Consider the following 16,282-nt stretch of genomic DNA (forward strand, 5'->3'; position numbering starts at 1 on the left):
ACTAAGATGCAACTTTTGGGCGGCTGTGAAACCCCAGTTGACGTGGATGTGAACATCCTTGCGAGTGCGGAGCAGCCCTTAGTCAAAGATGTCTTCTATGACATCCCAGGCCTCATCCAGAACACGATAAAGCGTGCTCTTTTTCTTCTTCTTTTTTCGCGATTTCGGAGACGCCGCATGACTTATCGCGACCTGGTCAGGCCTTGATTTCTGAACCTTGTGCTTCGGCAGTTTCTTAAGATCGTGCAGCGGTGCGCCGCAGTTGGAACAACTCAGCTCATGCCGGTTCTGTCCTGTCAGAACCAGGGCAGCCCGTGTACCGCAGTAGCAGCAGGTGGCGATTTTGGACGGTCCGGAAATAGTACTCTCCTCGCTAATGGTGCCGAGAGGCATATAGGGCGATTGCAGCAGCATTTGAGACGTTCAGTGATCCAAATCCCCCCGATGCGTCAATTTTCACCAATTGGTCGACGGTTTCCTTGGTTTTTTGCCGCAATCCTGGCCCTTCAGCACCCAATACCAGTGCCACAGGTCGATCCCTTTGATCCCCAAGGGCAATTTCAATAGTTTCATCCGCTTCGCCATCCAGACCGAGCACCAGAAACCCCATCGACTGAAGCTCGGTTATGGCATCGGCCAGATTGCGCACCCTCAGATAAGGCTGGCGTTCCAATGCGCCGCTGGCGGTTTTTGCCAGTGCCCCGGTTTCAGGGGCAGAATGATGCCGGGTTCCGATCACCGCGCTTGCACCCAGCACTTCGGCTGACCGCAGAATCGCACCTACGTTATGCGGGTCCGTTACACGGTCCAGCAGGATCACGCGGGGGTGTTCCCGTCCGATGCAGTTCTCGGCCAAACCGCCCCACTCCAGGGGCTTAACTTCAAGTGCCGCGCCCTGATGCACAGAACCCGCGTCAATTGGGGCATTGAATTTTCGCGGGTCAACCATCTCGGCCTCAATCCCCGCAAATTCAATGGCTTCAACCAGTTTGTCCTGCGCATTTCGCGTTACAATCAGGCGCAGTTTTTGGCGTTTGGGGTTCATCAAGGCGTCGCGCACGGCGTGCAAACCAAACAGCCAAACCGTCTCGGCGGCCGCCGCTTTTCGCGCCTGTTCCTTTTCGACAACCCACTTGGGTTTTTTCATTCTGAGGGCCTCCGGGCCGTGAATTCGCTTTCCTGCGTCAAAGCCGTATTTTCCTGTTGACGCTCCTTTGGTGCGCTAGTAATCACGCCTCCACGTCAGGTGCAACGCCTGACAGTGGGCGACAGGCCGCAAGGTGTGGCAGGGGACTGTAACTCCCTCGCGGAGACGCACGCCTGGTTCGATTCCAGGGTCGCCCACCACTCTCACAAAGCTTCCAGATACCAGAGCAAAACGCACCCGCCAATGGCCCGTGTCTGCTGTTATGAATGGCAGTCTAGTTATTCGTCAAACATTTGGTTCAGTGAAGTGATCGCTGTCAAACCTTTCGAAAGCCGCAGGCTAAGCCCTGACATGCCGCCCAACGACCGCCACAGGTCGTTTTTCTGCACCCGGCGTTGCGGTTGTCGGCGACACGCTTGACAAGCACCGTATCAGTGCCGCATGTCCGATCCGTTGGTGTCCTCGTAAGAGGATGAAAAGGGAATGCGTCAACGGGTTTACCGCCAAACGCAGCCGCCCCCGCGACCGTGACCGGAGAGGGTGCCCAAAGCCACTGGCCAAAGGCTGGGAAGGCGGGACATCCGACAGGGTATACACCCTGACATCCGCAAGCCGGGAGACCTGCCAGCGCCCGAAGATGAAACCGGACGGGGTGTTCCGGTGTGGGGCTTGGATCGGCCCACATGAAACCCCGTCCCCCAGATTTGACTAAGGGGGATGAGAGAGATGAATAAAGCCGCACCAGTTGAACTGCTGGTCTGCACGACATGCCGCCGTGGCCTGGCGATCGAAGACGACACCCAGCGCCCTGGTGCCTTGCTGCACAAGGCGCTGGAACAGGCCGGCGTGCCAGACGGGATCGACCTAAAGCCTGTGGAATGCCTGTCAAATTGCGATCAGGGCTGTTCCATCGTGCTGCGTGGGGGACCCGCGCGTTGGACTTTTGTCTACGAAAACCTCAACGAAACCGACCATGTCGAAACGATCATCGAAGGTGTGACCAAGTATTTGGCCACTGACGATGGTTTGGTCAAATGGCGCGAACGTCCTGAACATTTCCGCAAAAACTGTGCGGCCCGTATTCCCCCGATTGGAGCTTGACCCATGTCTACTCTCGAAAAACTTCCCGTCACTGTCATCACCGGCTTTCTGGGCTCGGGCAAAACCACGCTGGTCAAGCATCTGATGCAGAACCCGCAGGGCAAACGCCTGGCCGTTGTGGTCAATGAATTCGGTGATGTCGGTGTCGATGGCGATATCCTGAAATCCTGCGCCATCCCGGATTGCCCGGCAGAGAACATCATGGAGCTGGCGAACGGCTGCATCTGCTGCACCGTGGCTGACGATTTTATCCCGACCATCGAGGCGCTGATGGCGCTAGAGCCGCGCCCTGAACATATTCTGATCGAAACCAGCGGTCTGGCCCTGCCCAAACCACTGCTGAAAGCGTTTGATTGGCCAGATATCCGGTCTAAAATCACGGTGGATGGCGTAATCGCTCTAGCGGATGCCGAGGCTGTCGCCGCTGGTCGCTTTGCGCCGAATGTCGAGGCCGTGGATGCCCAGCGCTTGGCGGATGACTCGATTGACCATGAAACCCCGCTGTCAGAAGTATTCGAGGATCAGATATCCTGCGCCGATATAATCCTGCTGACCAAACCGGATCTGGCCGGTCCCGAAGGCGTGGCAAAGGCCAAAGCAATCATCGCCGCCGAAGCGCCGCGCCCGCTGCCTGTGGTCGAAGTCGCCGAAGGTGTCGTGGATGTGCGCGTTGTGCTGGGCCTGGAGGCCGCTGCCGAGGATGACATGGATGCGCGACCCTCGCATCACGACGGCCATCATGACCACGAACATGACGATTTCGAAAGCATCATTGTCGAGTTGCCCGAACAGTCTGATCCACTTGATCTGGTCACCAAGATCGAACGTCTGGCGACAGAGTTGAACATCCTGCGCGTCAAAGGCTATGCCGCTGTTCTGGGCAAACCCATGCGCCTGCTGGTGCAAGCCGTCGGCGCGCGTGTTCGCCATCAATATGACCGTCCGTGGGAACCCGGCGAAGACCGCCGCTCGCGCATGGTGGTTATTGCCGAGCATGATGACATCAAAGAGGCCGCGATCCGCGATATTCTTGTGGGCGTGACCGAGGCTGCCGAGTAAGCCACATGCACGTTGTCTTCCGCGAAAGCCACGGGTTAGAGGAATCCGAGACCCCATTCGATCTGGGCCAAAGCCCGGCCGATCTGGTGGTGTTGTCGTTTTCCGATAGCGACCTTGGCGCTTTCGCGGCAGGCTGGCATCGCGGTGGTGGGCCCGAGGGTCGGATGCCGACCCTGCGGCTGGCAAACCTGACTGCGCTAAAGCATCCGCTGTCTGTCGATACCTATGTCGAACAGACGCTTGAAGGTGCAAAGGGCATCCTGATCCGCCTGATCGGCGGGGTACCCTATTGGTCCTATGGGGTGCAGCAGGTTCTGGCGTTGGCACAGACCAAGGGAATCGCAGTGGCCGTTTTGCCCGCAGACGGGCGCGAAGACACACGGTTGGATGACTATTCCACCCTGCCCGTCTCAACCCTGCGCCGCTTGGCGCATCTTTGCGATACAGGCGGTGAGGTCGCGGCGCAGGCTGCGCTGGCACAGATGGCATTGGCGGCGGGGCTTTATGCCGGGCCGGTGATGGGTGCAAAGACAATTCCCGAATGCGGTGCATGGTGCCCGGATCGTGGCGTAATCCCGGTGGATACCGCGTTCGAAGGCGATGCCAAACGCATCCTCGTGACGTTCTATCGCGCCTATCTGACCTCAGCCGACACCGCCCCTGTCGCGGCCCTGATCCGCAGCATCCGCGCGCGAGGCTTTGAGGCGGTGGGCCTGTTCGCCCCTTCGCTCAAGGCTCCGGCTGCCGCCGACTGGCTGCGTGAACAAGTGGTTGCCTTGGCCCCGTCCGCTATCATCAACGCGACATCTTTCTCGGGCAAAGGTGCATCGGGCAGCTCGCCGCTCGACGTTGCGAATGTCCCGGTGTTTCAAGTGGCGCTGGCCACCTCACGCCGCAAAGCCTGGGCCGAGGCGGAACGTGGCCTATCGCCTGCCGACCTCGCCATGCATGTGGTGCTGCCCGAGGTGGATGGGAGGATTTCCGCGGGCATTGCCTCGTTCAAGGAACCGGGCAGGCGCGATCCGCATCTTGAATACTCGCGCTTTGCCCACCGAGCTGAACCTGAGCGGATCGAAGCGATTATCGACCGCGTCTCAGGTTGGCTGAACCTGCATGGCACACCCAAAACCGATCAGACGCCTGCGCTGGTGCTGTCTACCTACCCTGGCAAGGATTGGCAGATGGCGCATGCAGTGGGTTTGGATGCGCTGGCTTCAGCCGAGGCAATGTTGTCAGACCTGCAAGACGAAGGATATGATACCGCCCCTGCCGAGCCGATTGCAGCAACGCTGCTGAACGCTCGGATGTCATGGCCACTGCAGGACTACCTGGCAGCATTGGCCGAACTGCCCGAGAACCTACAAACCGACCTTCAAACGGTCTGGGGCAAGCCAGAGGACGACCCGACCTTTACCGATGGCGCCTTCAATTTCACCGCCTTGCGGCGGGGCAAGGTGTTGGTCGCGCTGCAACCTGAACGCGGCACGCCCGAGCTGCGCGATGACGATTATCACAACCTGTCGCGCACCCCGCGCCACAGCTACGTCGCGTTTTATTTGTGGCTGCGCAAAGGGCTAGGCGCGGATGCCCTGATCCATATCGGGGCCCATGGCACGCTGGAATGGCTGCCCGGCAAGTCGGTCGCCCTGTCTGGCGAGTGCTGGCCCGAGGCGCTGATCCGTGATCTGCCCGTAATCTACCCCTTCATCGTCAACGACCCGGGCGAGGCTGCACAGGCCAAACGCCGGATCGGGGCTGTCACGCTGGGCCATATCCCGCCCCCAATGAAAGAGAGTGGCACACCGGATCGGATGGTCCGGCTGGAATCGCTGCTTGATGAGTTCTCAAACGCCGACGGGCTGGACCCCAAGCGCCGAGACCGGTTGCAAGAAGATATCCGCGACGAAGCGCAGGCCATCGGACTTGAAAGCGACCTTGGTCTCGATCAAGCCACCTGTACGGCAGAAGCGATCACCCGTATCGACCGGTTCGTCTGCGACATCAAGGAAAGCCAGTTCGGCGACGGGCTGCATATCTATGGCCGCGCGCCCAAGGTAACGGGCAACTTCGATCCCGCGCCCTCGGCCCGCGCAGAACGCAACGCCTTGCTGGATGCGCTGGCTGGCAAACGGATCGAGGCCGGGCCGTCCGGTTCCCCTTATCGCGGACGTTCCGACGTTCTGCCGACAGGGCGGAACCTCTTCACCACTGACCCGCGCTCGGTGCCGACCCGCGCGGCCTATACACAGGGTGTGAAACTGGCAGAGGAACTGGTGCGGCGCCATTTGCAAGAGGAAGGCGACTACCCCAAAGGTTTGATCATTGACCTCTGGGGTTCGGCCACCATGCGCACCGCCGGGGAAGAATTTGCCATGGCGTTGCACCTGCTGGGCGTCAAACCGGTCTGGGACAAGGGGTCCGAACGTGTTTCGGGCATCGAAGTACTGCCAATCACCGATCTTAGCCGCCCGCGTCTGGACGTCACGCTACGCGTGTCGGGCCTGTTTCGTGATGTATTCCCAACGCTTTCGGCGTTGTATGGTCAAGCTGTTCGCGCGTTGTCAGACCGCGATGAGGCACAGGACTGGAACCCCTATGCCGGGCAGCCCGTAGCGGCACGTGTTTTTGGCCCCGCCCCTGGTAGCTATGGTGTTAACATGACCGAGCTGTCTGAGATTTACACAGATGAAGCCCGCGCTCAGGCTGGCGAGGCGTGGTTGCAGGCCAGCTCTTTTGCGCTGGAAGGCGAGCATATCGCTCAGGACAAAGACGGCATCCTGCAGCGCGTGGCCAACGCCGACAGTTTCGTGCACCTGCAGGACCTGACAGAGACAGACCTGCTTCTGGCCAACGACTACGCCACGCATGAGGCGGGGTTCGCCGCCGCCAAGAAAGTGACCGGTGGCAAAGCGCAGCTTTATCATCTGGACAACACCAACCCGGACAAGCCGCATGCACGCACATTGCCTGAGGAAATCAGCCGCGTCGTTCATGCCCGTGCCGCCAATCCGAGTTGGATCGCAGGCATGCAACGGCATGGGTTCCGGGGCGCGGCCGAAATCGCCGCGACGCTGGATCACATGGCGTCATTTGCGCATCTATCCGGTACGGTCGCGCCACACCTATTCGACCTCTATCATGATGCCACGCTGGGCGACGCAGATGTGAATGCCTTTCTACAACAGGCCAATCCGCAGGCCCATCAGGCCATGCAAGACCGGTTCCGCGCGCTGTTGGAGGCGGGGCTTTGGGACACCCGTCGGAATTCGATCCGCGCGGATCTGGAGGGGCTGGGGTGAGCGCCCCGGTCGTGCAGGGTTGGTGTCCCGGTGCGCATCGCCCGATGATGTCCGGCGACGGGCTGGTGGTGCGGGTGCGGCCCCGACTGGCGCGTCTAGAACAAGATCAGATCTTGGGCCTGTGTGACCTGTCCGAACACTACGGAAACGGTACAATCGACTTGACCAACCGCGCCAACCTTCAGTTGCGCGGGGTGGCGGAGGCCGATCACCAAAAGCTGCTGCACGGGCTTGCTGCTTTGGACCTGCTGGATGCGGAACCCGGGATCGAAGTGCGCCGCAATATTCTAGTCTCGCCCCTATATCAGGCAGGCGATCTGACCGCACGGCTGACACAAGAACTGATGGACCGGCTGGGGGAATTGCCCTCACTGCCTGCGAAGTTCGGCTTTGCGATCGACACCGGCCCCTCCCGATTGCTGGCGGCGGATTCCGCCGATATTCGGCTGGAGACAAGCCCCAGTGGCCTGATCCTGCGCGCGAATGGCAGTGAAAGCGGCCGCCCCGTGACCGAAACGGATGCCATCAACCATCTGATCGCGCTGGCAGAATGGTTTGCCGAAAACCATAGCCTCGGCACCCGCCGCATGGCGCGGCTGATCACCGAAACGGACCTGCCAAAGGATTGGAGCGGCACCACCCCGGGAGCCGTCGGCGAGGCGATCCAGCCTGGCAGCTGCGACCTCGGATCCGTCTACGGCGCGGCGTTTGGACAATTGCCCGCACGCGCGCTTGCCGATTTGATCATCACCTCAGGTGCGGCGGCCCTGCGCGTTACCCCGTGGCGGTTGTTCCTGTTGGAAGGCGGGGCGGCGATACCCGCCCCAGAGTTTGTGACAGACGGCACCGACCCGCTGAGGACCACCGACGCCTGCCCCGGCGCGCCATACTGCCCGCAAGCGCAGGTGGAAACCCGAGACATCGCCCGCGCCTTGGCCCCCCGCATTCCCGGCAGCTTACATGTGTCTGGCTGTGCCAAAGGGTGCGCTCGGATGGCCTCTGCCGACATCACGTTGGTCGGCAACACCGGACGATTTGATCTTGTCAAACACGGCTGCGCGGGGGATGAGCCTTTCCAGCACGGCCTGACCGAAGAAACTCTTACCACCATGGACTTCACCTGATGCCCTATGAATACGAAACCAATGGCGCGGCAATCTACAAACAAAGCTTTGCCACCATCCGGTCCGAAGCCGATCTGGCCCGGTTTGACGCTGACGAGGAACAGGTCGCCGTCCGCATGATCCATGCCGCCGGTATGGTTGGGCTGGAAGAGTTCGTGCATTTCTCTCCCGGTTTTGTAGCCGCCGCGCGCACCGCGCTGGAAGCTGGTGCGCCGATCCTGTGCGATGCGCGTATGGTCAGCGAGGGCGTGACCCGTTTCCGCCTGCCCGCCGAGAATGAGGTGATCTGTACCCTACATGACGACCGCGTTCGCCCTTTGGCTGCGGAGATGAGCAACACGCGCTCTGCCGCTGCGCTGGAACTCTGGCGCCCACATCTGGAAGGTGCGCTGGTCGCGATCGGCAATGCCCCAACGGCATTGTTTCACATACTGAACATGCTGGAAGACCCCGATTGCCCTCGGCCCGCCGCCATCATCGGCTGCCCCGTGGGCTTTGTCGGCGCAGTGGAATCGAAAGATGCCCTGTGGGAAGCGCAGCCTGTGCCGTCCTGCATCGTCAAAGGTCGGCTGGGCGGCAGCGCGATTACTGTTGCGGCGATCAACGCGATTGCGAGCCGGGCGGAATGAGCGCAGGCACGATATATGGCGTGGGCCTCGGCCCCGGCGATCCGGATCTGATGAGCGTCCGGGCTGACCGCCTGTTGCGCAACGCGCGCCACGTGGCGTTCTTTCGCAAGCCGGGCCGCAACGGTCAGGCGCGCAAGATCGTGGACGGGATGATCCCCGGCAACGCGACGGAGTTTCCGATGGAATACCCCGTCACCACGGAGATTCCGCTGTCTGATCCGCGCTACAATGCCCTGCTTGCTGCGTTTTACGAGGATTGCGCCGCGCATCTGAAAAGCCTGGCAGACACAGGCGAAGATGTCGTAGTTCTGTGTGAGGGTGATCCGTTTTTCTACGGCTCTTTCATGCATCTTTACAGCCGCTTGCGCGGTGAGGCTCAAGTTGATGTCGTGCCCGCCATCACTGGCATGTCCGGGGCCTGGACCGCAACGGGCGACCCGATCACCTGGGGCGATGACGTCCTGACTGTTCTGATGGGAACATTGCCCGAAGATGATCTGGCCCGTCGTATGGAGCAAACCGACGCGTTGGTCGTTATGAAGATCGGGCGCAATATCGAAAAGGTCAAACGCGCCTTGAAAACCGCAGGCCTGTACGACCGCGCCTGGATCGTGGAATACGCCCAGATGCCCAATCAGCGGGTCTGCAAACTTTCCGATGATTGTGAAGAGATCACGCCCTATTTCTCGATCATCATCGTTCATGGTCAGGGACGGCGGCCATGAGCGGTTGGGTCAAGATCGCCGGGCTCGGACCCGGGGATGAAGCGCTAGTGACGCCCGAGGTTACTGCAGCCCTGGCCGAGGCCACGGATGTAGTCGGTTACATCCCTTATGTTGCCCGTGTGGCAGAGCGTGCAGGACTAACCCTGCATGCCAGCGACAATCGCGTTGAAATCGACCGCTCTCAGCATGCGCTCCAAATGGCATCCGACGGAAAACGGGTTGTTGTGGTCTCGTCCGGAGACCCCGGCGTATTTGCCATGGCCGCCGCCGTGTTCGAGGCGATGGAAAACGGCCCCGTTGAGTGGCGCGACATTCCTGTCGACGTGTTGCCGGGCATTACGGCCATGTTGGCCGCTTCGGCCCGCGCCGGTGCTCCGCTGGGGCATGATTTTTGCGCCATCAACCTGAGTGATAACCTTAAACCTTGGTCGCTGATCGAAAAGCGGCTACGTCTGGCTGCGCAAGGCGATTTCGCCATGGCGTTCTATAACCCCCGCTCGAAGTCTCGCCCGGAAGGGTTTGTAAAGACGCTGGAAATCCTGCGCGAGGAATGTGAGCCAAAACGGTTGATCCTGTTCGCCCGCGCCGTGTCTCGCGCAGATGAGGCAATCCAGATTTCGACATTGGCCGAAGCGATCCCTGAAATGGCCGATATGCAGACGGTTGTGATCGTCGGTTCATCCTTGACCCGCGTGATCGAGCGGGACGGATCGCCGATTGTCTACACACCAAGGTTCACTTTGGCCGAGGGTCAGGGATGATCAAGCCAGTCCAAAACCTGGTCCACCGAAACCAGCCCCCGCCGAGGCGGAAGGCTGGGACGGTCAATCATCAGGACCTGTACGCCCAGCGCCCGCGCAGCATCCAGCTTGGCGCGTGCACCCGTGCCGCCCGCGTTCTTGGAAACAACCAGTTCGATGCCGTGGCGCTTCATCAATGCAAGGTCGCCCTCAACGGTGAACGGCCCGCGCGAGACCACAATTTCGGCGTTGGGCAGCGGCACAGTTTCCGGTTCATCGACCAATCGCAACAAATAGTGATGTTGGGGTTGGGCCGCGAAATCCTGCAAATGCATTCGACCCACAGCCAGAAACACACGCCGAACGGGGCCGTCAAGCGCCGCAACAGCTGCCGGGATATCCGGCACATGTTGCCAGCGATCGCCCTCTTGCGGGCTCCAGGCAGGTCGGGTCAAAGTGGCAAGCGGAACATCCGCCACTTTGCACGCAGCGATGGCGTTGGTGCTCATCTTCGCTGCGAAGGGGTGCGTTGCGTCCACAACATGCGTGATCGCGGTGTCGCGGATGTATCCGGTCAGCCCATCAACACCGCCGAACCCACCCACGCGAACCGGCAGCGGCTGCTGACGCGGATTGTCCACGCGCCCGGCATAAGAGTAGATTGCATTCGTCCCCCGTTCGGCAAGGCTGCGGGCCAGCGCGTTGGCCTCTGTTGTGCCGCCAAGAAGCAGGAGTTTGGGCATGCATGAAGCTCCGTGGCTGACCATTTTGGGATTGGGTGAGAATGGACTGGATGGCCTGTCGCCTGCAAGTCGTCAAGCCCTGGATCGGGCCGAAATCGTCATGGGCCCGCCCCGTCATCTGTCGCTGATCCCGGAAACTCAGGCCAAGCGGATCGAATGGCCCACGCCGTTTGCCGACGGAATACCCGTGCTAACCGACCTGCGCGGGCGACCCACGGTTGTACTGGCCTCAGGCGATCCGTTCTGGTTCGGGGCCGGTTCGGTCATTGCCCGGACCTTTGACGCGGGCGAATGGACCGCCCTGCCCGGTCAATCCACCTTTTCACTGGCCGCTGCCCGATTGGGTTGGCCGTTGGAAACCACACTGACCTTTGGGCTGCATGCCGCGCCCCTGACCCGGTTGCGCCCTCATCTGGCGCCGGGGCTGCGCGCGATCCTGCTGCTGCGCGACGGTAAGGCAGTGGCCGAACTGGCGACCTATCTGACAGAGACCGGTTTTGCCGACAGCGCACTGCACGTGATGCAAGCCCTTGGCGGACCGCGCGAAAACACGCAGACGGTTTCGCTGACCCAAGCCCTGCTGGGCACCTTCGATCATCCCGTCTGCGTCGGGCTTGAGGTTACCGGCCCCGGCCTGTCCTTCCCCAAAGCCTCCGGCAAGCCGGACGACATTTTTGAAACCGATGGTCAGATCACCAAACGTCCCATCCGCGCTTTGACTTTGTCCGCGCTGGCACCGCAAAGGGGCGAGCACCTGTGGGATATCGGTGGCGGCACCGGTTCCATCAGCATCGAATGGCTGATGTGCGACCCGACGCTGACCGCAACTTCGATTGAGCCGCTGGCAGAGCGCGCGGACCGCATTCGTCGCAATGCGGATACATTGGGGCAGGATCGTCTGGATGTCATTCATGGCACCGCACCTGAGGCGTTGTCAGGCTTGGCTGATCCAGACGTTGTATTCATCGGCGGCGGCTTGTCCGAGGCCTTGCTGATCTGGTTGCGCGACCACCTGAAAGCGGGCACGCGGCTTGTCGCCAATGCCGTGACGCTGGAAAGCGAGGCCTTGTTGGCGCAGTGGCACGAAACCCTTGGCGGGGATTTGCTGCGGATAGAATTAGCGCAGGCGGGCCCGCTGGGACCCCGACGCGGATGGAAATCTGCCTATCCGGTGGTGCAGTGGAGTGCGACCCTATGATCATCGCCGGTCTTGGGTTTTCCAGCGCCGCCACAGTGGACAGCTTAACGGCGGCCTATGATCTGGCGGCCTCTGGCCACATGGTGGACGCGTTGGCCACGGTCGCTGACAAAGATGGCCATGCCGCTTTGGCGGGGTTTGCTGCAACCATCGGTTTGCCGTTGCACCTGGTTGCCCCTGCGAACCTGGCCGATCAACGCACCCTGACATGTTCACCCCGCAGCCGTGCCAGCTATGGCACCGGCAGCGTGGCAGAAGCATCCGCATTGGCCGCTGCCGGATACGGCGCGCGGCTGCTTACACCCAGACAGATATCAGACGACCGGCTGGCCACCTGTGCCATCGCCATCGGAGGACAGATATGACCGTTCATTTCATTGGCGCCGGACCGGGTGCCGCCGACCTGTTGACCCTGCGCGGGCGCGATATCATCGCCTCTTGCCCCGTTTGCCTTTATGCGGGCTCGCTGGTGCCTGAAGAGATCCTGACCTATTGCCCCGAAGGCGCGAAGATCGTGAACACCGCGCCGATGGACCTGGATCAGATCATGGCCGAGATTGATGCCGCTCATCAGGCAGGTCAGGACGTGGCCCGTTTGCATTCCGGCGACCTGTCGGTCTGGTCGGCTATGGGGGAACAGATCCGCCGCTTGAAGGAGATGGGCATTCCGATAAGCGTCACCCCCGGCGTTCCGTCTTTTGCCGCAGCTGCCGCGGCTTTGGGGACCGAACTAACCCTGCCCGGCCTGGCACAATCAGTGGTTCTGACGCGGACGCCGGGGCGGGCTTCGTCAATGCCCGAAGGTGAGACGCTGAGTAACTTCGCGCGTACCGGCGCCACGCTGGCCATTCACTTGTCGATCGGCAATTTGGACAAGGTCATCGCGGATTTGACCCCAGCCTATGGTGCCGATTGCCCCGTGGCCGTTGTCTATCGCGCCAGTTGGCCGGACGAGCGGATCATCCGCGCGACGTTGGACACCCTGAAGGATGCGCTGGACGAAAGCATTTCGCGCACCGCTCTGATCATGGTCGGACCCGCGTTGGCAGGCGAAGGGTTTGACGAAAGCTGTCTATATTCAAAGACTTATGACCGTCGATATCGCCCACAAAGTGCGGATAGCCCATGGTCCAGCTGGGAGCACGGCGATGACTAATCCTCCGGGCATACTGATCTCGGCCCCGTCTTCGGGAACCGGGAAGACCACTGTCATGCTTGGCCTGTTGCGGGCATTGGCCGAGGATGGGTTGACCGTACAGCCATTCAAAAGCGGCCCCGACTACATCGACCCGGCCTTTCACCGGGCAGCGGCGGGGCGGGCCTCGTTCAACCTCGACAGTTGGGCGATGGGTGATCCGCTGCTGAATGCGATCTCTGCTCAGGCGGACGGGGCGGATATTGTCGTCGCCGAAGGTTCGATGGGCTTGTTTGACGGCGTGGCCAAGTCTGGAGAAACGGGGCATGGGTCAAGTGCCGAGACGGCGCAGCGAATGGGTTGGCCGGTGGTTCTGGTACTGGATGTCGGCGGTCAGGCGCAATCGGCCGCAGCCACTGCCCTTGGTTTCAAGATGTACAATCCCGATCTGCCCTTTGCAGGCGTGATCCTGAACCGCTGCGCCAGCCCCCGGCATGAGCGATTGACGCGACTGGGGATGGAACGCGCAGGTCTGCCGGTTTTAGGCGTGTTGCCGCGACGCGGTGATCTGGCCCTGCCCGAACGGCATCTGGGTTTGATCCAAGCTGTTGAGCATCCCGATCTGGAAAGCGCCATTGTGGGCTATGCAGCATTCCTGCGTGAGCATGTGGATTTGGAGGCGATCAAGCGGGCGGCCTCCTCAGGCCCGGCTGGGCCATCGTCAGCCGCGCTGCCGCGCCCCCCAGCCCAGCGGATTGCATTGGCCCAGGACGCGGCATTTTCCTTTACCTACCCACATTTGCTGGAGGGCTGGCGGGCGGCTGGGGCCGAGGTGCTGCCGTTCTCTCCTTTGGCAGATGAGGCCCCGGCCGCGGATGCCGATCTGGTCTGGTTGCCGGGCGGATACCCCGAGCTGCATGCGGGCAAGTTGGCTGCTGCTGACAGGTTTCTAACCGGATTGCGCCGCCACGCCGAAACCAAACCGGTTCACGGCGAATGCGGCGGGTACATGGCTTTGGGCGAAGGATTGATCGACAAGGACGGCACACGGCACAGGATGGCCGGGCTGCTTGGGCTGGTCACCTCCTATGAGAAGCGCAAGTTCAATCTGGGTTATCGCCGGGCCGAATTGCTAGCGCCGATGCCCGGGCTAGCCACAGGCACCGCCCTGCGCGGGCATGAATTCCACTATTCCTCGATCGTCGACCAACCCGATGCTCCGCTGGCGCGCGTCTTTGATGCCGAAGGCACGGAAGGCCCTCAAACCGGATCGGTGCGCGGCAATGTCACCGGCACGTTCTTTCACTTGATCGCCGAGGCTTCGGCATGAGTGGTTTTGTCTCGTTCATCGGCTCCGGTCCCGGTGATCCGGAACTGCTGACACTCAAGGCCGTAGACCGGCTACAGAAGGCCGATGCTGTGTTGTTTGATGACCTGAGCAGCGGCCCGATCCTGAGCCATGCGCGCGAAGATGCAGATTTGGTTGGGGTCGGAAAGCGCGCTGGTCGCCCATCGCCCAAGCAGAACCATGTCAGCCGCTTGCTGGTCGAATATGCCCAGACAGGGCAGCGTGTTGTGCGACTGAAATCCGGGGATGGCGGGTTGTTTGGTCGGTTGGAAGAAGAACTGGTGGCGTTGCGCGAGGCCGGGATCGATTATGAGATCATACCGGGCATCCCCTCTGCTGTTGCAGCGGCTGCCTCGGCCGGTATTCCCCTGACCCGCCGCCTGACTGCACGCCGGGTGCAGTTTGTTACCGGCCACGATGTAAGCGGGCAGTTGCCCGAGGACCTGAACCTGCCTGCCCTGGCCGATGGGCTGGCCACAACGGTTGTATTCATGGGCAAGCGCACCTTTCCCTTGCTGGTCGACGCGCTGCATGCTCATGGTTTGCCGTTGGAGACGCCTGCGTTGCTTGCGGAATCCGTTTCGACCCCGGATCAGGTCCTTCATCGCTCGACCATCGGCGCATTGGCCGACAAGCTGAAATCCGAGGTCGGAACGGCCCCGGCGCTGATCCTCTATGGCCCGTTGGCGGAGTTCGAGGATGCTTGAATTGACGCTGATCGGTATCGGCACCGGCAACCCCGATCATGTGACCCTGCAGGGTATGCAAGCGATGCGAGAGGCCGATCTGATACTGATCCCACGCAAAGGCGACAACAAGGCCGATCTGGCCGGGGTGCGGGAAGAGATCATCGCAAAGGCTTGTGAAACGCCGCCTCAAATCGCCTATTTCGACATCCCCAAGCGCCGCTCGGATGAGGGATATCTGCAAGGTGTCGACGACTGGCATGACGCCATTGCATTGCGCTGGCAGGCAGCCATAGCAGAGTACCCGGATGCAACCAAAGTGGCGCTGCTGATCTGGGGCGACCCATCGCTCTATGACAGTTCTCTGCGCATCGCAGCCCGATTGCACCCGCAGCCCCGCAAACGAGTCATCCCGGGGATCACCGCTCTACAAGCCCTGACCGCCGCGCATGCGATCCCGATCAATGATATTGGCACACCTTATGTGGTCACAACCGGCCGGCGCTTGCGTGATGAAGGCTGGCCTGCGGATGCTTCAAAAGTTGCCGTGATGTTGGATGGGGAATGCTCATTCCAAAGCCTTGAAATGGCGGATTTTGACATCTGGTGGGGCGCTTATGTCGGGATGAAAGAGGAAATCCTGATCCATGGTCCGCTGATCGACGTTGCCCAACAGATATTGGACACTCGCGCCAAGGCCCGCGCCAATCACGGCTGGATCATGGACATCTATCTGCTGCAAAAAATCCACACGGTAATGTGAGTGCACGCCTCCTCGAAGTCTGGCATCAAGAACGAACCAACTGTCGGAGGTCTTTGATATGAAAGCCCTGTTCGTAGCCCTGTGCCTGTTTGCTTCGTCTGCCCTGGCCGATCAGGCACTGCCCGGCTGGGCAGTGTATAAGACCGATAAGACCTATGAGGCCCTAGTCGCGGACACCAAGACCGCGGTCAAAGCAAACGGGCTGATCGTGGTGACTCAGGCTGGACCAACCAAGGCGGCAGCAGCGCGCGGCATCACCATCCCCGGCAATCGGGTGATCGGCGTGTTCAACAATGACTATGCCGTGCGGGTTCTGGAAACTTCAACCGAGGCGATGATCGAAGCCCCGATCCGGTTCTATGTCACCGAGAATGAAGACGGAACTGCGACCCTGTCCTACAAAACACCCAGCTTTGTCTTCGCCCCATATGCCGACCAAGGTGGCGTGGCCTTGTCCGACATCGCGGTAGAACTGGACGCAAAATTTCAATCCATCGCGGAATCGGCGCTCAAATAGTCACACTGGCGTGATCCGGCTTGCCTCTTGCACGAAGGTCAGACATCTGCTTGGCAAAGAAAATTCCG

At 60.9% G+C, this 16,282-nt stretch carries 17 protein-coding genes, 1 tRNA gene and 1 riboswitch; of the genes, 15 read left to right on the forward strand and 3 right to left on the reverse strand.

The window, feature by feature from the left end; all coding sequences use genetic code 11:
• Positions 1-78: 78 nt before the first annotated feature.
• Complete coding sequence (locus AC2FFE_RS03465) at positions 79-393, reverse strand: hypothetical protein (protein WP_496819559.1); 315 nt, start codon at positions 391-393, stop codon at positions 79-81.
• Positions 374-1,147 carry a 23S rRNA (guanosine(2251)-2'-O)-methyltransferase RlmB gene (rlmB, locus tag AC2FFE_RS03470; RefSeq protein WP_496819403.1) on the reverse strand — a complete coding sequence of 258 codons (774 nt, stop codon included), beginning with the start codon at positions 1,145-1,147 and terminating at the stop codon, positions 374-376. Before rlmB ends, AC2FFE_RS03465 begins: the two co-directional genes overlap by 20 nt.
• 116 nt (positions 1,148-1,263) lie before the next feature.
• On the opposite strand from rlmB, the gene AC2FFE_RS03475 reads away from it, so the two are divergent.
• The 8 genes from AC2FFE_RS03475 (at position 1,264) to cobJ (ending at position 9,845) form a co-directional block, all read left to right on the forward strand.
• Positions 1,264-1,347, forward strand: a tRNA-Tyr gene (locus AC2FFE_RS03475).
• A gap of 237 nt (positions 1,348-1,584) precedes the next feature.
• Positions 1,585-1,790, forward strand: a riboswitch (cobalamin riboswitch).
• A gap of 83 nt (positions 1,791-1,873) precedes the next feature.
• On the forward strand, positions 1,874-2,248 hold the full coding sequence (locus AC2FFE_RS03480) for a DUF1636 family protein (RefSeq protein WP_496819404.1): 375 nt from the start codon (positions 1,874-1,876) through the stop codon (positions 2,246-2,248).
• A 3-nt stretch (positions 2,249-2,251) separates the two neighbouring features.
• Positions 2,252-3,307: a cobalamin biosynthesis protein CobW gene (gene cobW, locus AC2FFE_RS03485; protein WP_496845845.1), complete on the forward strand. Its 1,056-nt coding sequence runs from the start codon at positions 2,252-2,254 to the stop codon at positions 3,305-3,307.
• 5 nt (positions 3,308-3,312) lie between these two features.
• Positions 3,313-6,606 carry a cobaltochelatase subunit CobN gene (gene cobN, locus AC2FFE_RS03490; protein ID WP_496845846.1) on the forward strand — a complete coding sequence of 1,098 codons (3,294 nt, stop codon included), beginning with the start codon at positions 3,313-3,315 and terminating at the stop codon, positions 6,604-6,606.
• Positions 6,603-7,730 carry a precorrin-3B synthase gene (gene cobG / locus AC2FFE_RS03495; RefSeq protein WP_496845847.1) on the forward strand — a complete coding sequence of 376 codons (1,128 nt, stop codon included), beginning with the start codon at positions 6,603-6,605 and terminating at the stop codon, positions 7,728-7,730. The genes cobN and cobG overlap by 4 nt, the downstream gene beginning before the upstream one ends.
• Positions 7,730-8,359, forward strand: a complete 630-nt coding sequence (locus AC2FFE_RS03500) for a precorrin-8X methylmutase (RefSeq protein WP_496819408.1) — start codon at positions 7,730-7,732, stop codon at positions 8,357-8,359. The genes cobG and AC2FFE_RS03500 overlap by 1 nt, the downstream gene beginning before the upstream one ends.
• Positions 8,356-9,084: a precorrin-2 C(20)-methyltransferase gene (locus AC2FFE_RS03505; RefSeq protein WP_496819409.1), complete on the forward strand. Its 729-nt coding sequence runs from the start codon at positions 8,356-8,358 to the stop codon at positions 9,082-9,084. The genes AC2FFE_RS03500 and AC2FFE_RS03505 overlap by 4 nt, the downstream gene beginning before the upstream one ends.
• Entirely contained in the window at positions 9,081-9,845 is a 765-nt protein-coding gene (cobJ, locus tag AC2FFE_RS03510; protein WP_496845848.1) for a precorrin-3B C(17)-methyltransferase, read from the forward strand. Before AC2FFE_RS03505 ends, cobJ begins: the two co-directional genes overlap by 4 nt.
• Here the strand turns inward: cobJ and AC2FFE_RS03515 are convergent.
• The gene (locus AC2FFE_RS03515) at positions 9,836-10,567 is read right to left on the reverse strand and encodes a cobalt-precorrin-6A reductase (RefSeq protein ID WP_496845849.1); all 732 of its coding nucleotides are present in this window, start codon (positions 10,565-10,567) and stop codon (positions 9,836-9,838) included. The two genes, cobJ and AC2FFE_RS03515, sit on opposite strands and share 10 nt — an antisense overlap.
• Here AC2FFE_RS03515 and cbiE point away from each other — a divergent pair.
• From cbiE to AC2FFE_RS03550, 7 genes are read left to right on the forward strand one after another with little or no spacing between them, the layout of a single operon-like run.
• Entirely contained in the window at positions 10,566-11,765 is a 1,200-nt protein-coding gene (gene cbiE / locus AC2FFE_RS03520) for a precorrin-6y C5,15-methyltransferase (decarboxylating) subunit CbiE (protein ID WP_496845850.1), read from the forward strand. The two genes, AC2FFE_RS03515 and cbiE, sit on opposite strands and share 2 nt — an antisense overlap.
• Positions 11,762-12,130, forward strand: coding sequence for a cobalamin biosynthesis protein (locus AC2FFE_RS03525; protein ID WP_496819413.1), 369 nt, complete (start codon positions 11,762-11,764; stop codon positions 12,128-12,130). Before cbiE ends, AC2FFE_RS03525 begins: the two co-directional genes overlap by 4 nt.
• The gene (cobM, locus tag AC2FFE_RS03530; RefSeq protein WP_496819414.1) at positions 12,127-12,921 is read left to right on the forward strand and encodes a precorrin-4 C(11)-methyltransferase; all 795 of its coding nucleotides are present in this window, start codon (positions 12,127-12,129) and stop codon (positions 12,919-12,921) included. The genes AC2FFE_RS03525 and cobM overlap by 4 nt, the downstream gene beginning before the upstream one ends.
• On the forward strand, positions 12,914-14,230 hold the full coding sequence (locus AC2FFE_RS03535) for a cobyrinic acid a,c-diamide synthase CobB (RefSeq protein ID WP_496819415.1): 1,317 nt from the start codon (positions 12,914-12,916) through the stop codon (positions 14,228-14,230). Before cobM ends, AC2FFE_RS03535 begins: the two co-directional genes overlap by 8 nt.
• Positions 14,227-14,955: a uroporphyrinogen-III C-methyltransferase gene (gene cobA / locus AC2FFE_RS03540; RefSeq protein WP_496819416.1), complete on the forward strand. Its 729-nt coding sequence runs from the start codon at positions 14,227-14,229 to the stop codon at positions 14,953-14,955. The genes AC2FFE_RS03535 and cobA overlap by 4 nt, the downstream gene beginning before the upstream one ends.
• Entirely contained in the window at positions 14,948-15,697 is a 750-nt protein-coding gene (gene cobF / locus AC2FFE_RS03545; protein WP_496845851.1) for a precorrin-6A synthase (deacetylating), read from the forward strand. The genes cobA and cobF overlap by 8 nt, the downstream gene beginning before the upstream one ends.
• A 58-nt stretch (positions 15,698-15,755) precedes the next feature.
• The gene (locus AC2FFE_RS03550; RefSeq protein WP_496819418.1) at positions 15,756-16,214 is read left to right on the forward strand and encodes a DUF302 domain-containing protein; all 459 of its coding nucleotides are present in this window, start codon (positions 15,756-15,758) and stop codon (positions 16,212-16,214) included.
• Positions 16,215-16,282 lie beyond the last annotated feature (68 nt).

It is taken from the genome of Ruegeria sp. YTSA168, from assembly GCF_059610045.1.